We start from the raw sequence: 18,061 nt of genomic DNA, 5'->3' as shown, positions 1-18,061 counted from the left end.
CCCAGGCAACGGTTGCCACGCCTCTGGCGGATATGATACCCTACGAAGGCATGGCTCTTTCCTTCGCTTTTCTCCACTTCGCTCTACGTATGAGGACGACAGGAGTCGCAGACGATGTCTTCCAGGCCCGCTCTCTCTCAGGACGCTGCTCGCTCTGCCAGTAGGCCGGGAGACGGGCCGCCGGGAAACCCGCAGGGGGACCGTGGCAGCAGACAGAAGCTCTTGAGCTGGTTGCAGCTTCCTCGCGATGTCTATCTGCTGCTGTTCTATACCCTCGGTAAGGGTTTCCAGCTGACAATTGGGACGCTTGATATCAATTACTATGCCCATAGTCTGGGCTATCAGCCGGACTTTATCGGGCTGCTGAGCGCGCTGCCGGCCCTCGGCTCGCTGATCAGCGCGGTGCCTAGCGGCATGCTGGCTGATCGATTAGGCTATAAGCCGGTGCTGCTGGCTTCGGCTTTATCAATGCCTTTCTTTCTGGCAATGATTGGCCTGACCTCGGCGGCACCGCTGATGCTGCTGGCAGCCTTTTTCCAGGGGGTAGCTTCGGCGGCTTACTGGGTGACAAACGTTCCTCTGCTGATTGAGAAGACCAGTGAGGAGCGGCGAGTGGGCGTGCTGGCTCTCAATAGCTTTGTGCTGCTGGGCGTAGGCTCTTTGGGCAATCTGCTCGGCGGGGCTATCCCCGAGCTGGTGGCCCGCCTGTTGCAGGTGAGCGCTAATAGCGTTCTGGCTCTGCGCTGGGGTGTGCTGAGCGCTTCGCTGGTGAGTCTGCTCTTCGGGCTGCCTCTCTGGTGGCTGCGATCTGCGCCTCCACGGGCTTCCCACGCCGGAACGGCCCAGGTGGCTAAGGCCCCTCCACCTCCCGAGAGCGCCGGCTCTTCATCTTCAGCAACCAGAGGGCGCTTTCCTCTGGCCGTGTTCGTCAAGCTGCTGGTGCCCGATCTGATTTTCAATATGGGTGAGGGGGCAGTCATTGCCCTGATCCAGCTGTTTTTTGTCTTACGCTTCTCTCTGCTGCCGGGGCCGCTCGGGTTGATTTTCACGATCTCTGGCCTGGCCGGCGGCCTCTTTTCTCTCACGGCCCCCCTCTTCGTGCACCGCTGGCGTAAGATCAAGATCATCACGACGGTGATGTATGCCAGCGCGCCGTTGATGTTGCTGATCGGCTATTCGCCAATCCTGTTAGTCGCTGTGCTCGGCGAGTACACGCGCTCCTTCCTGCGCCTGCTGATTGAACCGGTCTATACGGCCTTCGCAATGGAGCAGGTTTCTGAGCGCTATCGCGGGCGGCTGAGCGGCTTCTACTCGGTGACCTGGAGCGTTGGCTATAGCCTGGGACCAACGGTGGCCGGCTGGCTCCAGACCTATGTGAATCTCTCTGCCGCCTTTCTCTTCGCCGCCATTTGCCTGGTGATCTCCGCTAGCCTGCTACTGGCGGCCTTCGGTCGCCGGCCTGTGAGCGCATCTGAGTCGCGATGAGCTGCGATGAGTAGTGAAGGCCACCCAGACGGACGGGGAAGAGACCGGCGTAGAGGGAGACCAGGCGCGGCCAGAGAGAGTTTCTTCCTGCTGCGCTGCGGCTAACGGTGACAGGAACGCCAATTTTGGGGTATCATTAGGAGAGGTTAATCGAAGGACTGGAACCTGCAGTATGCAGGTACCTTTCTCATTCCTTGCTGCTTGCATGAGCAATGCTCTCTCTTTCCTCTGGCCCGGATAGAGGGTAGCAGAGAGGTATGGAGTCTTCTGGGGGAAGAAGGCTTATGCCATCGGCAGCCATCGAGGCCTTGGCTGATCGAGCCGGGATAGCGTTCGTTGGGACAGGAGCCACTTCTGATGAAACCAGGTCAGGCCACTTCTTCTCCAGCTGTAGAGGCTGCTCACCAGAGTGAGCATCGGGGAACGAGGACAGAGGCGAGGAGGGAGGCCGAGGTCAATGGCTCCCGTCCAGCGGTGGCAGAGACAGCCACGGTCGCCGGGCAGGTTGCCCTTCTTACGCCATTGCCAGCTCGCTCCTCCAGGCTCGCCCTGGTGCCGGCGGAGGGCTGGCTGCCATTAGGACTGGTGGCGATCGCTCTCTCAGCTCTGGTGGTGGCGATCATCTCGGCCAATTGGGTAACCGGGACCTGGATTCTACTCTGGAGCGCTCCTCTGGGCCTGCTGGCCGGCTTTTTCGTGGCGAAGAGCCGCTCTCTGTCTCAGCCACTGCTCCATCTTGCGGCCTTTTTCTTCGGCTATTGGGTAGCTTTTGCGCTGACGGCGGGCGCTGCCCTGCACATCTCCTGGACAACGCTGCTCTCTGATCTGCAGGCAATGGCGAGCAGCGGCGCTGGCCCTGGCCTGGCGGTGGTCTCCAGCGAGCATATTTTTCTGCTTTACCTCTGCTTCCTCAGCTTCTTTCTAGGCTACCTGGGAAGCTGGTTAACGTATCGCGCACGCCTGCCCTGGCTGGTGGCATTGACCTATTGCTCGATTATGCTGGTCAATCTCCAGTACAGCCGCCAGGCTTCGCCCCTGCTGCTGCCAGTCATGCTCGGCGCGCTCCTGCTGCTGATTGGCCGCCTGCATCTGGCGACGCTGCTCGACGACTGGCATAGCCTGGGCCTCTCCGCCGATCGTTCCTGGTTGCGTTCTCTGCTTGGGCGCAATCTGGCATTGACCTCCCTGCTCATGCTGTTCTCCCTGCTGCCTGCGCTGCTTCTTCCTCCGCTGATGCAACCAGGCTGGGGAAGTCGTTTCTGGGAGGATCTGAATACGTTCGCCAGCACCCTGCTGCATCAACGCCTGACTGGCTCAGCTCCGTCGGCGCAGGCACCCTCGCTGGACAGCACGGTTTTCTTCGGCGATCGGCTGACGGTCAGCGGTTCGGTCTCTCTACCAGTGGGGAGCGTGCTGGAATATAGCGGAAGTGCGGCTCCGGCCTATCTGGAAGCTGTGACCTATAACCAGTTCGATGGCCATAGCTGGACGTCGACAACGCAGACCACGGTCACTCGCTTTGCGGCGGGGCAGCCGCTTCCCCCTGATACGGTCTCCGGCCACTATCGAGAGGTCAGCGCGCAGATCCACCTGCTCCAGGTTCCCCAAAGCAAGCACAACTATTTGTTCGCGCCTCCTCAGCCGGCCCGCTTCAGCGTCCCGGCCATGACCTACGGCGATGGCCTGATCAGCGCCTGGGCTCAGCAGACGCCGCTGCATTCCGGTGAGCGCTATACGGTGCTGGCGCGAGTGCCAACGATCGATGCAGCCGCGCTGGCTCGCATCCCTTTGCTCTCAGCGAACCCACGCTTCTGGCAAAGCGATCCGGCCCTGCCTGTTCTGGAACGCGACTATCTGCAGTTGCCGGCCAGCCTGCCCCACAAATTGATGCAGACGGCGCTGGAGTGGACACGGGGGGCAAGCAATGCCTTTGAGGCTATGCAGCTGCTGGTGAGTCATCTGAGCGATCCGCGCCAGTTTAGCTATTCGATCAACAATCCGTCGATCCCCGCGGACACCGATGTGGTGAGCTGGCTGCTGCAGACGCACACTGGCTATTGTACCTACTATGCAAGCGCAATGGTGGTGATGGCCCGCTTGTTGGGGATGCCAGCACGCATTGTAGTGGGCTTTAGCCAGGGCCACTTCGATGCTGGACGCCAGGTGTGGGTGGTCAATGGCAGCGATGCCCACAGCTGGGTTCAGATCTATTTTGCTGGCCAGGGCTGGATCGATTTTGATCCAACTCCCGGCTTCACTCTCGGGCCGGCCTTTTCGGGAACGCCAGCCCCTTCATCTTCACCCTCGGTCTCCCATAGCTCCACTGCCACAGCGGGCAGCCAGCCCGGCCAGGACGGCTCTTTCACCCCTCCAGCGCCCGATCAGCGCGCTGAGACTCCTCGCGGCCCGCTCCAGCGGGTCCTGTCATCCCCCTGGCTGCTGCTGACGCTGCTGGCCTCAACGGGCCTGGGTCTGTTGCTGGTGCTGGCCATCGGGGCGAGCCTCAGAAGACGTCAGCTTGATCGCCAGTTGAGTCCAGTGGCACGGCTCTTCTGGCGCTTGTGCCGCCTGGCGAGCCTGGCCGGTTTCCGACCACGCTCCTGGCAGACGCCATACGAGTATAGCGCACGGCTGAGCCGCGCCATGCCGGAGGCCTCCCTGCCGCTGCGTCGATTGACCGAGCTATTTGTGCGCGAGCGCTGGGCCCCTCCCTATGAGCTAGCCAGCAGCGCCGACAGGTCCGAGCTGGAACGCCTCTGGCCGCCGCTGCGCCGCAGTCTCTGGCGCCTCTGGCTGCGCCGCTTCAGCTGAGACCAGCCTTCTTTCCTTTCCTGCCTGTAAACTCAGCGATCGATAGATGTAAAGTTATCGCCACGTGTTACCAAAGATCTCTTGAAACGTTCTCTCAGATAGAAAGTGCTTTGAAAGCAACAGCAACGAGAACGGTGGGTGAGGAAGAGGACGTGGAAGTGGAGAAGAGGTCTGAGCGAGGCAGAAATCAGATCGACGCCGCCGAGTGGGCGGAGCATCCTCTGTCTTTGCCAATTGTGGAAGGAACGTGTGGTTGGGGCCGACTCTTCCAGCTCTACCCCGATCACCTGCGGGTTCACGGGGCCGTTTATGAGCTGCGCCACCTGACCCAGATTCGCCCGATCTATCGCTCCCTGCTGGGCCTACCTTCGGCCCGTCTGGAGTTGACCTTTGGTCAGCAGCGCGTGATTCTGCGTGGAATTGCCGCGGTGGAGGATGTGCGCAAGATGGTTGACTATCTGCTGCGCACCTGCCCGCAGGCACGCTTGCTGGCGGTCCCTGGCCATGAACCGGCGCCCACCGACTCCGAGAGAACCAGCGCTGACCCGGCAGAGACGGCTGCCCCGCCGACCGAAAGAGAAACGCCGACAGCCCTGATGCGCGCGCTGGCGCCGACAGGCTGGCAGATGGCTCGCCGGGAGCTGCTGCAGCGTCGCCAGGCCCGCCTTCAGGAGGAGCGTGAGCGTCGCCAGGAGATTACGCTCTCTCGACAACGTGGACGGCGCTCCCCATTGAAGGACCCGCTACCACCTGTCCAGGTCCCCGTTCGCCTGGCCTTCGGCGAGCGCGCTTACTATTGCTGCCAGGCAACACTCTGCAATGAGCAGCTCCGACCCTTCGCCCCCCCAGAGGAGGCCGTGCGCGACCACGGTCTACTCATTCTGACCGATCGCCGTCTGATCTATCTGGGGCGCCGCTGTCAGATCCTGCTTGGCTACGACCATGTACTGCAGGTGATCCGCCAGCGCAACGGGGTGGCCTTCCTGGCCGATCACTGGCGGCGCCGCGAGCTGTTCACGATGCGCCGTCCTCTGGAATGCGTACTTTGCCTGGAGAAGCTGCTGTGGCGCTTTCAGCAAGAGCGCCAGCTCTCAACGTTGATGAGCGTTGAGTTGGAGGAGCATGGTGAGGGAGAGGCCGGCCCCAGTCATGAGGCCAGCCAGCGAGAGCGCCGCGTCGGCAGCGAGCCGGTGACACGCTAGCCTGGCGGGCGGTGAGCGGTGGAGAAGAGGCGAGGAGAGGAGCAGGCATCAGCATGCTGGATACGGTGATGGCGCTGTGGAACCGCGGCTGTGCTTTGCGCTTTCTGCTGCTCACCCTGTTGGCGCTAGCAGCCCTCCTGAGCTTCGGCCTGCCGATCTGGCTGGGCAGCCAGTCGAGTCGGCCTGTCTCCTCCCAATCAGAGGGAGCACTGGCGGCCCAGACGCAGGAGCGCATTGCCGAAAGCACCATGACGGTTCCCCTACCGCCTAGTCTGACGCCGCCGAGCCAGGGTGGTCCCTCTCAGTCAGGAAGCAGCCTGAGCTTTCCACCCTTCCCGCCCTGCGGGAGTCCTCTGACCATGCCGCAGCCGGGACCAACGGCCCTGCCTGTGGTCACGCCGACGGTACGTCCTCAGCCGCATCCCACGCCACGGCCCCAGCCCTCCCCGTCGCCCTCACCTCAACCTCAGCCCTCCCCGACACCGGCCCCCACGCTGACCCCCACACCAACACCTACGCCTGCCCCTTCTCCTACACCCTTACCGACGCCGACCCCAACACCAGCACCTTCTCCCACCCCCACCCCAACACCAACCCCTGCACCGTCACCTACACCCGTTCCCTCCCCCTCACCTCCTGCCCCCACAGCCACGCCTCTAGCCACGCCTACCCCCCCACCAGACCCTGATCCGACCGAGGCCCCTTTCCTGCCTCCCCGCCCCCTCAGCCCGCACCACTCCAGCCACCCCACCAAAGCGCGCCTCGCTCACAGATGAGGAAGAGATAGATCGGCAGCGGCAGGCCGACAGGAACTTATCAGACCAGGCCCCGAAGCATCACCCGAGCAACCTGCCCCGCAGGGTCCAGTGACCTTCCAAAAAAACGCGGGACGAATGGGAGCACCATTCATCCCGCAACTCTGAGCTTTCTCTTTTGATCGCGGCAGGGATCATCTCCCTCACCGGTTCAAGATGGCGGAGGAGGTGGGATTCGAACCCACGGGGGCTGTTAACCCCACACGATTTCCAGTCGTGCTCACTAGGCCACTATGAGACTCCTCCGTATAGTACAACCACCATGTTAATCACCGGCTGCCACTGCTCTCTCTCACGCACACAGCGGCATGACCAGGAAGACTAACATGGGAGTGACCCGCTGCGCCGAGATGAGCGTTAGCGAGTCACTATTTCTGGCGGAGAGAGTGGGATTCGAACCCACGAGGGTCTTTCGGACCCTACCGCTTTTCGAGAGCGGCTCAATCAACCACTCTGACATCTCTCCGGCGCATAGTATATCACATTCCCCGGGCGGCTGACAAGGGGGTGTAAAACAGCCCTCACAAACATTGGCAGCAGTGAGTGCGTTTGCACGAACCTCCAGCCATCCGGCCAATAGTCTCCTCAGTCAGGTTGCCCGGCGCAAAGCAGAGAACAAGACAGGAAGAGGTTATCAGGTACCGGGGAGGGCTTGCCAGAAAGAAAGACACCAGTGACCAGGGGCAGCTTTCCAGCAGGAGCACGCTCCTCCCCTGCCGAGGAAGCTGCCCGCGATGCGTCCTGCTCTATCCTGGCCGAAGCAGGAACCAATCACTGCCGGGCGTTGTCTCCGCTCGCAGGGTCAGGAGGCTTCCTCTTGCGATTCAGAAAATTCGCCGATAGCTCCATGCTCATAGAGCCAGCGAGCGAACTGCAGATGCGGGTCGCCGCTGAGATAGGGCGGGATCTCACCGCTCTTCTGTACGCGGCGGCGCAGCTGTAGCAGGCGTTGAATCTCCTCTGGGAGAAAACCAGCTTCGCGCAAGGAGTCGAGGGCTTCCGCCTCTGGCAGCGTCTGCTCGTTGGCCTCCAGAGGCAGGTGTAGCTGCTCCATCGGAGAGCGCTCCTCGTCGCAGGCAGGTTCCTGCTCATGTTGATTCTCATACTCTCGTCTATCCATAGGACGCTGTCTCCTCTCAATGCAAAGCTGCCATCAGCTCAGCTTGTCTATCTCCATCTGTATGCTTGCTCTGTTACTTGACCTGCTCATTCACTGGGGAAGCTACTGACTATCCCCAGCCGATCCGCTCACCGGCACCGCGCATCAGCCCGCCCAAAAAGCAGCTGCGTCCGGCTGCTGAGTCAGAGCCGGGCGCGAACACTCTCGCTCTGGCAAGCGGAGGGGGATTCCCCATCTCCCTTATCTTTCTCTATAGAACATCCCTATCGGCAAAAAAATGCCGGCGATTAGACCCCTCCCTTTTCTCAGCCAAAGAATTGCAGGGCAGAAAGAATTTCAGGACCTTTGGCATAGCAAGGAAGCGACCTCCGTCAGTAGCTCAACAGCAAGCACTCTCGTACACTCTAGCTAGACAAGGGAGCAGATAAACTCAACCAGCCCAGCTGGCAAAGTTAGCCAGCGACGGGCCACCGGACCAGCGCCATGAAGCGCCCCAGGCAACTGCCAGCCCAGACATCAGCATCCTCCCAGCCTGTCAGCCGATCAAGCAGCCAGTCACCCAGGCCAACCAGGCACACCCTGTCAGGGAGAGTCAGCCCAGCCAGCAATACATCACAAGCCAGAGGGGAGTGGGCTGGATAGAGAGGGCAGGCAGTCCAGCCGATGAGCCGTGAGGGCCAGAAATACGAGGAGAGGAGAGCAAGTCAGCAGGGCGAGACCTCAGTCCGGCAAGGAGATGTCTATCGATGACCAGTTCCGCGCACCTGGAAGAGATCTGGGCCGAGTTCATGCGCACCCACAGTCAGGCACAGCGCCGCCTGTTGATCGAGGCCTATGTACCGCTGGTGAAAGTCACCGTCGATCGGTTAGGCATTCCGACACGCAGCCTGCTGGAAGTCGATGATCTGATCGGTTACGGCATGCTTGGCCTCATCAACGCCATCGATCGCTACGATCCTACGCGCGGGATCAGCTTCGAAGCCTTTGCCAGCCCGCGCATCCGGGGAGCGGTAATCGATCAGCTGCGCGCCCTCAACTGGTTCTCGCGCTCGGCCCTGCAGCGCATCAAGCAGGTCGAGCAGACGATGGCCGAGTTAGAGCGACGGCTGGGGCGACCAGCGCGCGACGAGGAGATGGCCACGGCGCTCGGAGTCTCACTGCGCCGCTATCGCCGTATGCTCCAGGAGGTGGGTACGGTCATTCTCTCGCTGGATAGCCCCCTTCACGCGCCTGAGAGCGATGGCGACCATTACTCCCTCGGCGATGCTCTGGAAGACCATGCCACCCCCGAGCCGGCCAGTGCCGTCGAGCGCCGTGAGCTGCTGCAAGCCCTCAGCCAGGCCATCGAGCACCTCCCTCGCCGCGAGCGCCTCTTACTCGCTCTCTACTATGTTGAGGGCCTCAGCATGAGCGAGATCGGCAAGATACTCGGCATCTCGCAGTCACGCGTGAGCCAGCTGCACACTCAGACGCTGCTTCACTTGCGTATCAGCCTCGGGCTACACGAACCACAGCACAAGCGTGGTAGTTACACAAGTACTCGTTCTACATCAACACACGAACACGCCCGGCAAATCGATTCGCTCGCCCATCAGCAAGTCCCCACTGTACCATAGCCTGGATCGTATAGTATCATAAACAGAGTATTATTACGATCCCTGGTTTCCCTGTTGATCGTGAGCGACCTGTTGACGACGATAAGGGAGCAGGCTTCCTCGGCAGGAAAGCCAGCCCCGGTGTCACACCTTTCAGGGGAGGGTACCCAGGTGCAGATCAGGGCTCCGCATCACTCTCAACGACCACGGCGGCTTCGGCCACAGCAGCAGGGCCGCTCAGCGCTGAGACGATGGCCAAGGCGCTGCGGCCCGTCAACAGGGATAGACCCCCACTGCGCGCAACGCCCGGGGAAACAGTGGTTGCTGAAGCACGGTGTACAATCTACAGAGAGGGTAGTTTTATCGCCAGCGCGAGTGCGCACGCAGGTCTGCGAGATCGAACCTCGCTTGCTTGTGCGGAAAATCCTGGCGCTGAATCGTCTTTTTGACAAAGAGCGCACATTGAATCTGCACAAGGCGCTCACAGACCAGCGGTTTGTTGTGCTCCGTGCCAGTGACCGGAAACGGCCTACCCGTTTCCGTCACCAGCAACGTCCAGTGTGAGCAGGAAGCCCACTCGCTGCTCGGCATCTCGTCTGTGTTCGGCTTGAAGAGACGCCTGTAAGGTGTCATCTGCAGCGCAGGGACGTCTCGGAAATGCTTCTGGGGAAGGGAGCCTTACATGCTTGTTTTGAGACGCAAAGTTGGTGAAAGCATCATTCTCGGTGGGGTCATTAGCATCTCGGTCCTCGCGGTCGAGGGGGAGCGCGTCAAAATCGGGATCAGCGCTCCGCCAGAGGTGACCATTGTACGCGAGGAGCTGTTACGCTCGGGGCAGGACCAGCACCAGCAAGCAGCAGCTAATGCTTCGACCGTGACGAATGCTCCAAGCGTACAGCGCTCGTAGCGGTTCATCTATCATCCAGCACATCTCTCGTCCAAAGAAAGGCCAGGTTCCCGGGCAGGCAGTGCCAGCGCCTGTCTGGGAACCTGGCTTGCTCTCTTGACGATGAGCAGGAGGCGCGAGGCTAGCATCAGGCTTGACCGCTCGTTGTCAGCACCAGCACCTCTCTCCTCGTGTGAGCTCTTCGCATCTGCTGACGTGGTTATTCGCTGGGAGCCTCGACTTTGTAGCCGTTACTCGGCTCCACAGCCTCCGTACGCGCAGAGGCGGCCTCTGGCTCCTCGCCCCGGATAAAGGCCTCGGTCATGGCGCGCGCGACATCATCAGGATACTGCACTGGCGGCGACTTCATGAGGTAGGCGCTCGGTCCAATCAGGGTACCGCTCAGGCCACGGTCCAACGCGAGCTTGGCCATGCGCACCGCGTCAATGACGACGCCGGCAGAGTTGGGCGAGTCCCAAACCTCTAGCTTCAGCTCCAGGTTGAGCGGCACATCACCGAAGGTACGCCCCTCCAGACGGATGTAGGCCCACTTGCGATCTTGCAGCCAGGCTACGTAGTCCGATGGCCCAATGTGGACATTCTCCGGTGACAGCTCGTAGTCCAGCTGGCTGGTGACGGCATTGGTCTTGCTGATCTTCTTGGACTCCAGTCGCTCGCGCTCTAGCATGTTGTAGAAGTCGGTGTTGCCGCCAACGTTGAGCTGCATGGTGCGCTCCAGGCGCACACCACGGTCACGGAAGAGCTTGGCAAGCACACGGTGAACAATGGTGGCGCCGACCTGGCTCTTGATGTCGTCTCCAATCATCGGCAGCCCGGCCTCTTTAAAGCGCTCCTGCCAGTATTGCTCACGCGCGATGAAGACTGGGATGCAGTTGACGAAGGCAACACCAGCCTGTAGCACCTGCTCGACATACCACTTGGTGGCCGTTTCAGAACCAACTGGCAGGTAGTTGACCAGGACGTCGGTCCCGGTGTCCTTGAGAATGCGCACGACATCGTCGGTCTTGCCCGGCGCTTTGGTGATGACTTGCGAGAGGTATTTGCCCAGCCCGTCGTGGGTCATGCCTCGATAGACTTTGACTCCCAGCGGCGGAACGTCGGCAAAGCGGTAGGTGTTGTTGGGGGCAGCATAGATGGCCTCAGCAAGATCCTTGCCAACTTTGTTCTGGTCAATATCGAAAGCTGCTGAAAATTCAATGTCGCTGATATGATAGCCCCCCAGGGTGACGTGCATCAGCCCCGGCACGAAGTCGTCCGGCCTGGCGTTGCGATAATAGTAGACACCTTGCACAAGCGAACTGGCACAGTTGCCAACGCCCACAATGGCTACGCGAACTTTCTTCGATCCTGGCATGATCGTTCCCTTCCTCCTACTAAATTAGCTAGCTAATCAATATAGTGGCATTCGCCGCGTGACTACTGCGCTGCGTAAAACACGCAAAATATCCCTTTCACCCTTCAAACAACCCACGCTACGCTGGAGTTGATCCAATTCGTCTGCTCGCTGAATGCAACCCTGGCTCTGGCAGTCGACGACGCTGTTGCCGCCAGAAAAAAAGATGGTGCGGAGAAGAGTGCGAGGATTCCTTTCTCTGGAGGTAGGACTGCTTCCGATTCCCTCTCTGCCAGATGCATGCACCTCCTCACAAATTAGCAGGCTGTCAATATTATACTATTATCTCTGGGCAGGAGAGCAAGCAGCTAGCTCTGCCTCGCGGATCGCTCTCACTGTCGCTGGTCAGCCGCCGCATCAGCCTACGGCTCTCGCTCGCGCTCTCCTCCGTCGCCCTTCCCCCTCACCACATCCCCACGCGCTGGCTTCTGCATCATCACACTTCGCCTCACCTCGCTGCGCCTCACCCAGCACAGCGCCACCCGCGGCAGACGCTTCCCCTCGACCGCGCTCTGCACGACGCGCCGATCTGAGGGAATCCTCTCTGAGGTTTCTGGTGTAAACGGGCTTTCCCATGTTTTTAAACAGTGCAGGCAGGCTGTCTATTCCCGTAGATTCCATAAAAACGTGCCGCCGGGGACCCCTGGATTCATCCAGGGGAGGAAGGCGGCTCTGCTGGTGTTGGTCTGTGTTGGCAGCCGGGGTTGTTTGTCTTGGTGCCCTGAGCTGGCCAGCAGGTTTGATCTTCATGACCGTTGGCCTGAGTGCGTGTCAGCTCAGTTCTGAGGCGGCTTCGTTGCCCGTATCGGAAACTTATGCGAGTGCGGAGTGATGGCAGTTCAGAGCTGTTTCCACCTTCCTTGGAGAGGCTCGCGTAGTCTTGGTCAGATCTCGCAAAGAACGCTGAGGTAGACCTCCAAACCATCGGACGAATGGAAAGGAAAGAGCCTGTTTGTTGTCATTGAGCTACTCAGGTCGCTAAGGCTTTGAGCCAGGCTTGAGGAGAAAGTATTACTGTTGAGCGGCTTTGGCGTGAGGGGGTGAAAATGGTCAGACTACCTACTCCACTGATATACTGGTAGAACTGGCGAGATTGTTCTTTCACCCCTTTCACAAGGAGCCTGCCCCCGCCGCTTGGCAGTGAGCCAGTGCAGCTAGAAACTCTGGAGTGCTAACGGCTGGCCTTCATGAACTCCCGAATCCGCTCCAGATCGGGCTTAAGGATATACGTTCTTCGGTCGAAGGGGAATTTGTGTCTCTGAATCCCTAAGAAATTCAGGTAGTTGTACAAGGTAGTCCGACTGATCTTGAGATCCAAGGCAGCATCGTCTACCGTGACGCATTCTTCTTTGTGGATTCTGTCCATTGAGACCTCTGCTTCTCCAGACATGCCCAGCATAGTTATGCAGGGAGCTATTTAATTTTTAACACTCTTGCGGATCTTTGTCAACTGACCCTTGACAGTCTGTGGGTTGTCATGTTATATTATTTACAGTTAAAAGTCAAGTGTTCATTAACTGTAAAGATAGTTTTCGGTTTACCCTCTGATTCACCTGATTGGGCAAGCCGTGTTGCACGAGACATGGCCAAGATGCTGGTTTCTGTGTACTTGTCGGCTTGACTGCCAGGATTGTGAGTCCCGTCCCGACCTCATATGCCTCAGCAGGCCCGGACAGTTCCCATCTTGGGGAAAAACGAAAAGGAGGAAGACCATCATGGCCGAGCTGTCTTGTCCTACGGGGTCCCCTGATCCCCAACAGTCTCTAGAGGCCGTCCTGTTTGCCGACCGCGCGGGGTTCCCACCTGCGCCGTCTGGTGAGCGTGCTGCTGTCACTACCTCGCCCGCTGAGTCCGTCCCCATATCGTCGTTCCCAGCGCCGGAGCCAGCCCCTGCGGCGGCTTCCCCTGCGATGACCCCCGTGCCGTCGCCTCGCTGCGCCATGCACCTGCCCGTGAACCGGCGGGCGCCCTTCGAGGTGATCCATACCCCCTTCATCGAAGTGCAGGACCCGGCCTTCGTCGACGGCTACCAGGCCGGGACAGACGCTTTCTTCCAACAGCTCTGGGATGAGCAGCAGCATCGCCTGGGCCGGCTGCTCACGGACCAGGACCTCATCGCTGAGCTGGAGCACACCCTGCTTGAGGCTCAGTGGAAGGCTGAGGAGCAGGCCCCTGCCGCCGAGCGGGCCCAGTGGCTGGCCTGGACCGCCGGGTATCTGACCGGGCTGATCTCGGCGCGCATCCCCTCGTCGCTGCCCCTCTACGGCAATTGCGGCAGGTGTCATCAGCCCGTGCGGGCCTGTGGCCATTGCCCCCGCTGTGAAACCTGCACCTGTCTGCCTCCTCTGACCAGCGATCCCACCGTCACCCATTAGGGTGTGCTGCTGCCAGGGTCCTTTCTGCCGGCCAGCCCGAGAGGACCCTTGGCAGCAACCTGCGATCAGCAAGGGCATGAACGAACAGCGGAAGGAGGAAGGCATGGCCCAGGTGCAGCGCACGATCCCGCTGCTGCTGCCAGCCGATGAGGACCTGCGTCAGACGCTGGCGGTCTTCCAGGCAGTGCAGCAGCAGCTCTCAGCCCCCTGCTTCAACGGGGGCCAGCCCCTCTCTGCCGTGGCGCTGCACCGGGCCTGCTACCGGCAGGTCAAGGGCCAGCTCAATGCCCAGATGACCTGTAGCGCCATCCGCCTGGTGGCTGCCGCCTACCAGAGTGCCCAGAGCAACCGCCGTCCGCCACAGCGTCCGTTCCAGTTCCGACGCCGACGGGCGCTGTTTCTGATCGGGCCACGAGGACGCGATGCCTCCCTACGCCCCGACGGCACCCTCTCCATCTGGACCGTGGCCGGACGCAAGCAGCTTCCCTACCGGGTGCCGGAGGCGTTTCAGCAGCGACTGGCGCAGGCCAAGACGATGGACAGTCTCACGGTGCTGGAACGGGCTGGGCAGCTCGTCGGGCGACTCACCCTCACGCTGGAGGCGCCTGACCCCCAGCCACTGCCGGCAGCAGAGGAGACAGCGGGAAGTCGTCAGGTCGTGGGGATTGATCTGAACGAGACGAATGCGCTGGTGGCGGTGGATGGCCAGGAGCGGGTGCTCTTTGTGAGCGGGAAGGCGGTGAAGGTGCGCAATCGGCGCACGGCGAAGACGCGGGCGCGGTTGCAGCGGAAGCTGGCGGCCCGTAAGGCACAGCACCGGGACACGCGCAGTGTCCGGCGGGTGCTGAAACGGCTTGGTCGCAAGCAACGGCACCGCACCCAGACGTTTGCCCAGACGGTGGCAAAGCGCCTGGGAGAGTGGGCACCTCCACAGGCGGTCCTGGTCTTTGAGCGGCTGCAGCTCCCCCCACCGCAGCACGGGCAGATCCGGGGGCGAGCGTTGCGACGCCGGCTCGCGCTGTGGCAGCGGGGACTGATCCGGCGCTGGGCCGAGCAGCAGGCGCAGGAGCGAGGGCTGCGTGTGGTGGAGGTGAACCCGGCCTACACGAGCCAGCTCTGTTCCCACTGTGGGCAGCGAGGAACCCGTCGCCGGCATCGCTTCACCTGCCCACACTGCGGGGCCGAGGAGCATGCCGACATCAATGCAGCGCGGAATATTCGAGCGCGTGCACGCTGTACTGTCCTGCGGGGCAGTGGGCTGTTGTCAACCAGCCCCGAAGCCCGGGCCGCTGCGGCTGCGGGCAAGCCCCTGGCTTGAGCCGGGGGTCGTTGACGCACCAAATTCCTCGCTGCCAGACGTTCCGTCTGCATCAATCTGCTCTCTTACGCTTGCTGAAGCTTGTGGCGATGCTGTGGGTACAACGCTGGAGTTCCGCCCTCCTGGCTCATTTGCCCCGCTGACGGATATGGTTGGTGGGGGACCTTTTGGGCTGCAGGCCGGTCAGTGGACCGATGATACCTCGATGGCCCTCTGCCTGGCGACCAGCCTGGTGGAACGCCAGGGCTTTGATGTGCGCGATCAGATGAAGCGCTATGTGCGCTGGCGCGATGAGGGCTATCTGTCGAGTACGGGTTATTGCTTCGATATCGGGGGCACGGTGGCCAGGGCTTTGAGGCGCTTTGACGAGACGGGGAACCCGCTGGCCGGCTCCTCCGACCCGCGCTACGCGGGCAACGGCTCACTGATGCGCCTGGCTCCTGTGCCGCTCTGCTACGCACGCCATCCGCGGGCTGCGCTGGAGAAGGCCGCTCTTAGCTCGCGTACGACGCACGCAACGGCGACAGCGGTGGATGCCTGCCGCTATATGGCCGGGCTGATTGTTGGAGCGCTGGAGGGAGCCAGTAAGGAGGAGTTGCTGGCACCTTTCTATACGCCGGTGCCCGACCCCTGGGAGGAGCAGCCGCTGACGCCAGAGATTGCCGAGGTGGCGGCTGGCTCGTTTAAAGTGCGTCAGCCGCCGGAGATCCGGGGCCTCGGCTATGTGGTGAAGACGCTGGAGGCGGCCCTGTGGGCTTTCTACCACAGTACCTCGTTCCGCGAGGGCTGCCTGTTGGTGGTGAACCTGGGCGACGATGCCGATTCGACTGGGGCGGTTTATGGCCAGTTGGCGGGCGCCTTCTACGGCGAGGAAGCGATCCCCGCTGAGTGGCGCGCCAAGCTGGCGAAGCGCGAGCTGATTGAGTCGCTGGCCGACGCTCTCTATGAGCTGGCCGAGCGTATCCTACCGGAATCCTGAAGCCCGCAGAGAAAAGGAGAGAGGAAAGGCCCGAGTGCGATCGCTCAGAATCGGAACGGAGGGGAGACTGATGCACCGTATGGATCGCTTGACTGCCATCGTGCTGCTCTTGCAGCGCGGTAAATGGACCGCCGCGTCTCTCGCGCGGCATTTCGAGGTCTCGCGCCGCACGATTCTGCGCGATATCGAGGCGCTGAGTGAACCCCATGCCTAAAGGCAGGGGCTTGCATCTCGCTCCGAAGAGCGGACACGATAGGCCTTTGCCTTCTTGATCTTCCAGGTTAAGGCCGATGTGACGGCTTCCGTTGCTTTGACACGAGCTGAACACACCAGTTGAGCAGGAAGATCAGGATACTGGGCACCAAGCGGGTAGTACGTCCGTTTATGCAACTCGACTCCGTTGCTGCAATCAGTGGTAAATCCCTCCTGAGCAACAGTATTCAAGCAGGCGGTGTATTGCTCAAGCGTTGTCTTGAGGCTGCGCGCCTGCTCTGGCGTCGGATTGAGTTGGACAACGATCGTTCTACCCATGCAAATGGTATCTCATATAGACCAAGATCTTGTCCACAAGAGCAAGGAGAACGGCGCATTCCTCCCCACGCTTGAAAGCGGGGGTCTCCTGCGCTTTTGTGGATGAGTTGCTGCGCAAGAGAGCAGAAAGGAGTCTCTCATGGCCCAACGGAGCATTATTCATCTTGAGTTGCCAACACGCGACCGCGACGCCAGCGCCACCTTTTACCAGGCGGTCTTCGGCTGGCAAATTAGGCACAACAGCACATACGACTATTTGTACTTTGAGACCCAGGACGGGATACACGGGGGCTTTCCCGGCCCCGACGGCCAGAGCCAACGCGAGGGAGAGCCGCTGATCTATCTGGCCAGCGAGGATATCGAGGCGACGCTGGCTGCGATCGAGGCCCACGGCGGACGCTGCTTGATACCAAAGACGGAGATCCCCGGCCTTGGATGGTGGGCCCTTTTCCGCGATCCCGCCGGCAACCGCCTCGGCCTCTTTACTCCTGCGCCGCCTGCGCCGGGCAAATGAGCCGCGCCAGCGTTGCATTCCCCTCCCGCCCGAGTCTGGCCCTAGGCACGGGCCTGGCTCTGGCGGAAGAATTCAACCGTTTGGCGGATACCTTCTTCCAGCGAGACTTGCGGCTGCCAGCCGAGTAGCCGCGTTGCTTTGCTATAGTCGAAGTAGGCAAGCCGGATGTCGCCCGGTCGTTTGGGAGCGCGCTGGATGGGAGCCTCAAAGCCGGTCAGTTTGACAAGCTGGTGGTAGATCTCGTTGACCGAGGTAGGCCGCCCAGTGGCAATGCAGAAGACGTCGTTGTCACCCCGCTCCAGCGCCAGCAAGTTGGCGCGAGCGACATCGCTGACAAAGACGTAATCTTTGGCCTGCTCTCCATCCCAGTCGATGCGCACCCCTTCCCCATTGAGAAAACGGCGGGCAAAAATGGCAATGACGCCCGCCTCGCCATTAGGGTCCTGGCGTGGTCCGTAGACGTTGCCATAGCGTAGGATGGTATAAGTCAGGCCGTGGGCCTCATGCCAGTAGCGCAGGTAATGCTCACCAACCATCTTGGTAATGCCGTAGGGCGACTCGGGCCGCTGCGGTGTCTCTTCGGTGACGGGCAGCTGCGGCGGCGTGCCATAGGTTGCAGCCGAAGAAGCGAAGATGATTTTGCGCACGCCGACCTGCGTGCAGTTCTGCAGGATGGTGAGCAGGCCGAGGACGTTAACGCGGGCATCGAGAAGAGGATCACGAGCCGAGACGGCGACGCTATGCTGGGCGGCGTGATGGCTGACGACCTCGGGCCGCACCTGGGCGAAGAGATCGCGCATGGCTTCGGCATCGGTAATATCAGCGCGGAAGAAGCGGGCTTGGGGGGAGATATTGGCCGGATTGCCGCCCCCTTCGCTCCAGAGATTGTCGACGATGAAAACCTCATGACCAGCCGCCAGATAGGTATCGACCAGATGGGAGCCGATGAAGCCTGCGCCTCCTGTGACAAGAATCTTCATGCTGAGCTAGATACAGGCGCCGCGCTCTTCCCTGTC

Annotated in this window: 15 protein-coding genes and 2 tRNA genes; 11 read left to right on the top strand and 6 right to left on the bottom strand. The window is 61.0% G+C overall.

The genetic code is table 11. The annotated features are described in order from the left end of the window. The first annotated feature begins 114 nt into the window (after positions 1-114). The 4 genes from A4R35_RS20385 to A4R35_RS24420 all read left to right on the top strand — a co-directional run bounded on the left by A4R35_RS20385 (position 115) and on the right by A4R35_RS24420 (position 6,274). Positions 115-1,485 carry an MFS transporter gene (locus A4R35_RS20385; protein ID WP_112432661.1) on the top strand — a complete coding sequence of 457 codons (1,371 nt, stop codon included), beginning with the start codon at positions 115-117 and terminating at the stop codon, positions 1,483-1,485. Positions 1,486-1,842: 357 nt separating this feature from the next. Then, positions 1,843-4,296, top strand: a complete 2,454-nt coding sequence (locus tag A4R35_RS20380) for a DUF4129 domain-containing transglutaminase family protein (protein ID WP_112432659.1) — start codon at positions 1,843-1,845, stop codon at positions 4,294-4,296. 158 nt (positions 4,297-4,454) lie between these two features. Further along, positions 4,455-5,498 (top strand): hypothetical protein, encoded by a 1,044-nt coding sequence (locus A4R35_RS20375; protein ID WP_146747283.1) that lies wholly within the window; start codon positions 4,455-4,457, stop codon positions 5,496-5,498. 53 nt (positions 5,499-5,551) lie between these two features. After that, positions 5,552-6,274 carry a hypothetical protein gene (locus A4R35_RS24420; RefSeq protein WP_189362110.1) on the top strand — a complete coding sequence of 241 codons (723 nt, stop codon included), beginning with the start codon at positions 5,552-5,554 and terminating at the stop codon, positions 6,272-6,274. 196 nt (positions 6,275-6,470) lie between these two features. Here the strand turns inward: A4R35_RS24420 and A4R35_RS20365 are convergent. The 3 genes from A4R35_RS20365 to A4R35_RS20355 form a co-directional block, all read right to left on the bottom strand. Further along, positions 6,471-6,559 (bottom strand) — tRNA-Ser (locus A4R35_RS20365). A 129-nt stretch (positions 6,560-6,688) separates the two neighbouring features. Beyond that, positions 6,689-6,779: transfer RNA gene (locus A4R35_RS20360), tRNA-Ser, on the bottom strand. Positions 6,780-7,115: 336 nt separating this feature from the next. After that, positions 7,116-7,433 carry a hypothetical protein gene (locus A4R35_RS20355; protein WP_112432655.1) on the bottom strand — a complete coding sequence of 106 codons (318 nt, stop codon included), beginning with the start codon at positions 7,431-7,433 and terminating at the stop codon, positions 7,116-7,118. 746 nt (positions 7,434-8,179) lie between these two features. Here A4R35_RS20355 and A4R35_RS20350 point away from each other — a divergent pair. Beyond that, on the top strand, positions 8,180-9,049 hold the full coding sequence (locus A4R35_RS20350; protein WP_112432653.1) for a FliA/WhiG family RNA polymerase sigma factor: 870 nt from the start codon (positions 8,180-8,182) through the stop codon (positions 9,047-9,049). A gap of 661 nt (positions 9,050-9,710) precedes the next feature. Beyond that, on the top strand, positions 9,711-9,935 hold the full coding sequence (locus tag A4R35_RS20340; protein ID WP_112432649.1) for a carbon storage regulator: 225 nt from the start codon (positions 9,711-9,713) through the stop codon (positions 9,933-9,935). Positions 9,936-10,134: 199 nt separating this feature from the next. Here A4R35_RS20340 and A4R35_RS20335 read toward each other — a convergent pair whose 3' ends face one another. Continuing rightward, positions 10,135-11,289, bottom strand: a complete 1,155-nt coding sequence (locus tag A4R35_RS20335; RefSeq protein WP_112432647.1) for an inositol-3-phosphate synthase — start codon at positions 11,287-11,289, stop codon at positions 10,135-10,137. Between the two features lie 1,210 nt (positions 11,290-12,499). Beyond that, a complete protein-coding gene (locus tag A4R35_RS24805) occupies positions 12,500-12,694 on the bottom strand; it encodes a hypothetical protein (RefSeq protein ID WP_112432644.1) in 195 nt (64 codons plus the stop codon). A 349-nt stretch (positions 12,695-13,043) separates the two neighbouring features. Here A4R35_RS24805 and A4R35_RS20320 point away from each other — a divergent pair, with 349 nt between their 5' ends. From A4R35_RS20320 to A4R35_RS20295, 5 genes are all read left to right on the top strand, one after another. Next, positions 13,044-13,703, top strand: coding sequence for a hypothetical protein (locus tag A4R35_RS20320; RefSeq protein ID WP_146747282.1), 660 nt, complete (start codon positions 13,044-13,046; stop codon positions 13,701-13,703). A gap of 103 nt (positions 13,704-13,806) precedes the next feature. After that, positions 13,807-15,021: an RNA-guided endonuclease InsQ/TnpB family protein gene (locus tag A4R35_RS20315; protein WP_189362107.1), complete on the top strand. Its 1,215-nt coding sequence runs from the start codon at positions 13,807-13,809 to the stop codon at positions 15,019-15,021. Between the two features lie 55 nt (positions 15,022-15,076). After that, positions 15,077-16,000, top strand: coding sequence for an ADP-ribosylglycohydrolase family protein (locus A4R35_RS20310; protein ID WP_262982359.1), 924 nt, complete (start codon positions 15,077-15,079; stop codon positions 15,998-16,000). Positions 16,001-16,079: 79 nt separating this feature from the next. Continuing rightward, a complete protein-coding gene (locus A4R35_RS20305) occupies positions 16,080-16,214 on the top strand; it encodes an HTH domain-containing protein (protein ID WP_223258425.1) in 135 nt (44 codons plus the stop codon). 456 nt (positions 16,215-16,670) lie between these two features. Beyond that, positions 16,671-17,045, top strand: a complete 375-nt coding sequence (locus tag A4R35_RS20295) for a VOC family protein (protein ID WP_112432632.1) — start codon at positions 16,671-16,673, stop codon at positions 17,043-17,045. 41 nt (positions 17,046-17,086) lie between these two features. Here A4R35_RS20295 and A4R35_RS20290 read toward each other — a convergent pair whose 3' ends face one another. Further along, complete coding sequence (locus A4R35_RS20290) at positions 17,087-18,025, bottom strand: GDP-mannose 4,6-dehydratase (protein WP_112432630.1); 939 nt, start codon at positions 18,023-18,025, stop codon at positions 17,087-17,089. Between the last annotated feature and the right edge of the window lie 36 nt (positions 18,026-18,061).

The sequence above is a fragment of the Thermogemmatispora tikiterensis genome (genome assembly GCF_003268475.1).
GTDB classification, from domain to species: domain Bacteria; phylum Chloroflexota; class Ktedonobacteria; order Ktedonobacterales; family Ktedonobacteraceae; genus Thermogemmatispora; species Thermogemmatispora tikiterensis.
The sequence above is the reverse complement of the archived record's forward strand: the minus strand, read 5'-3'. Positions and strand labels throughout refer to the sequence as shown.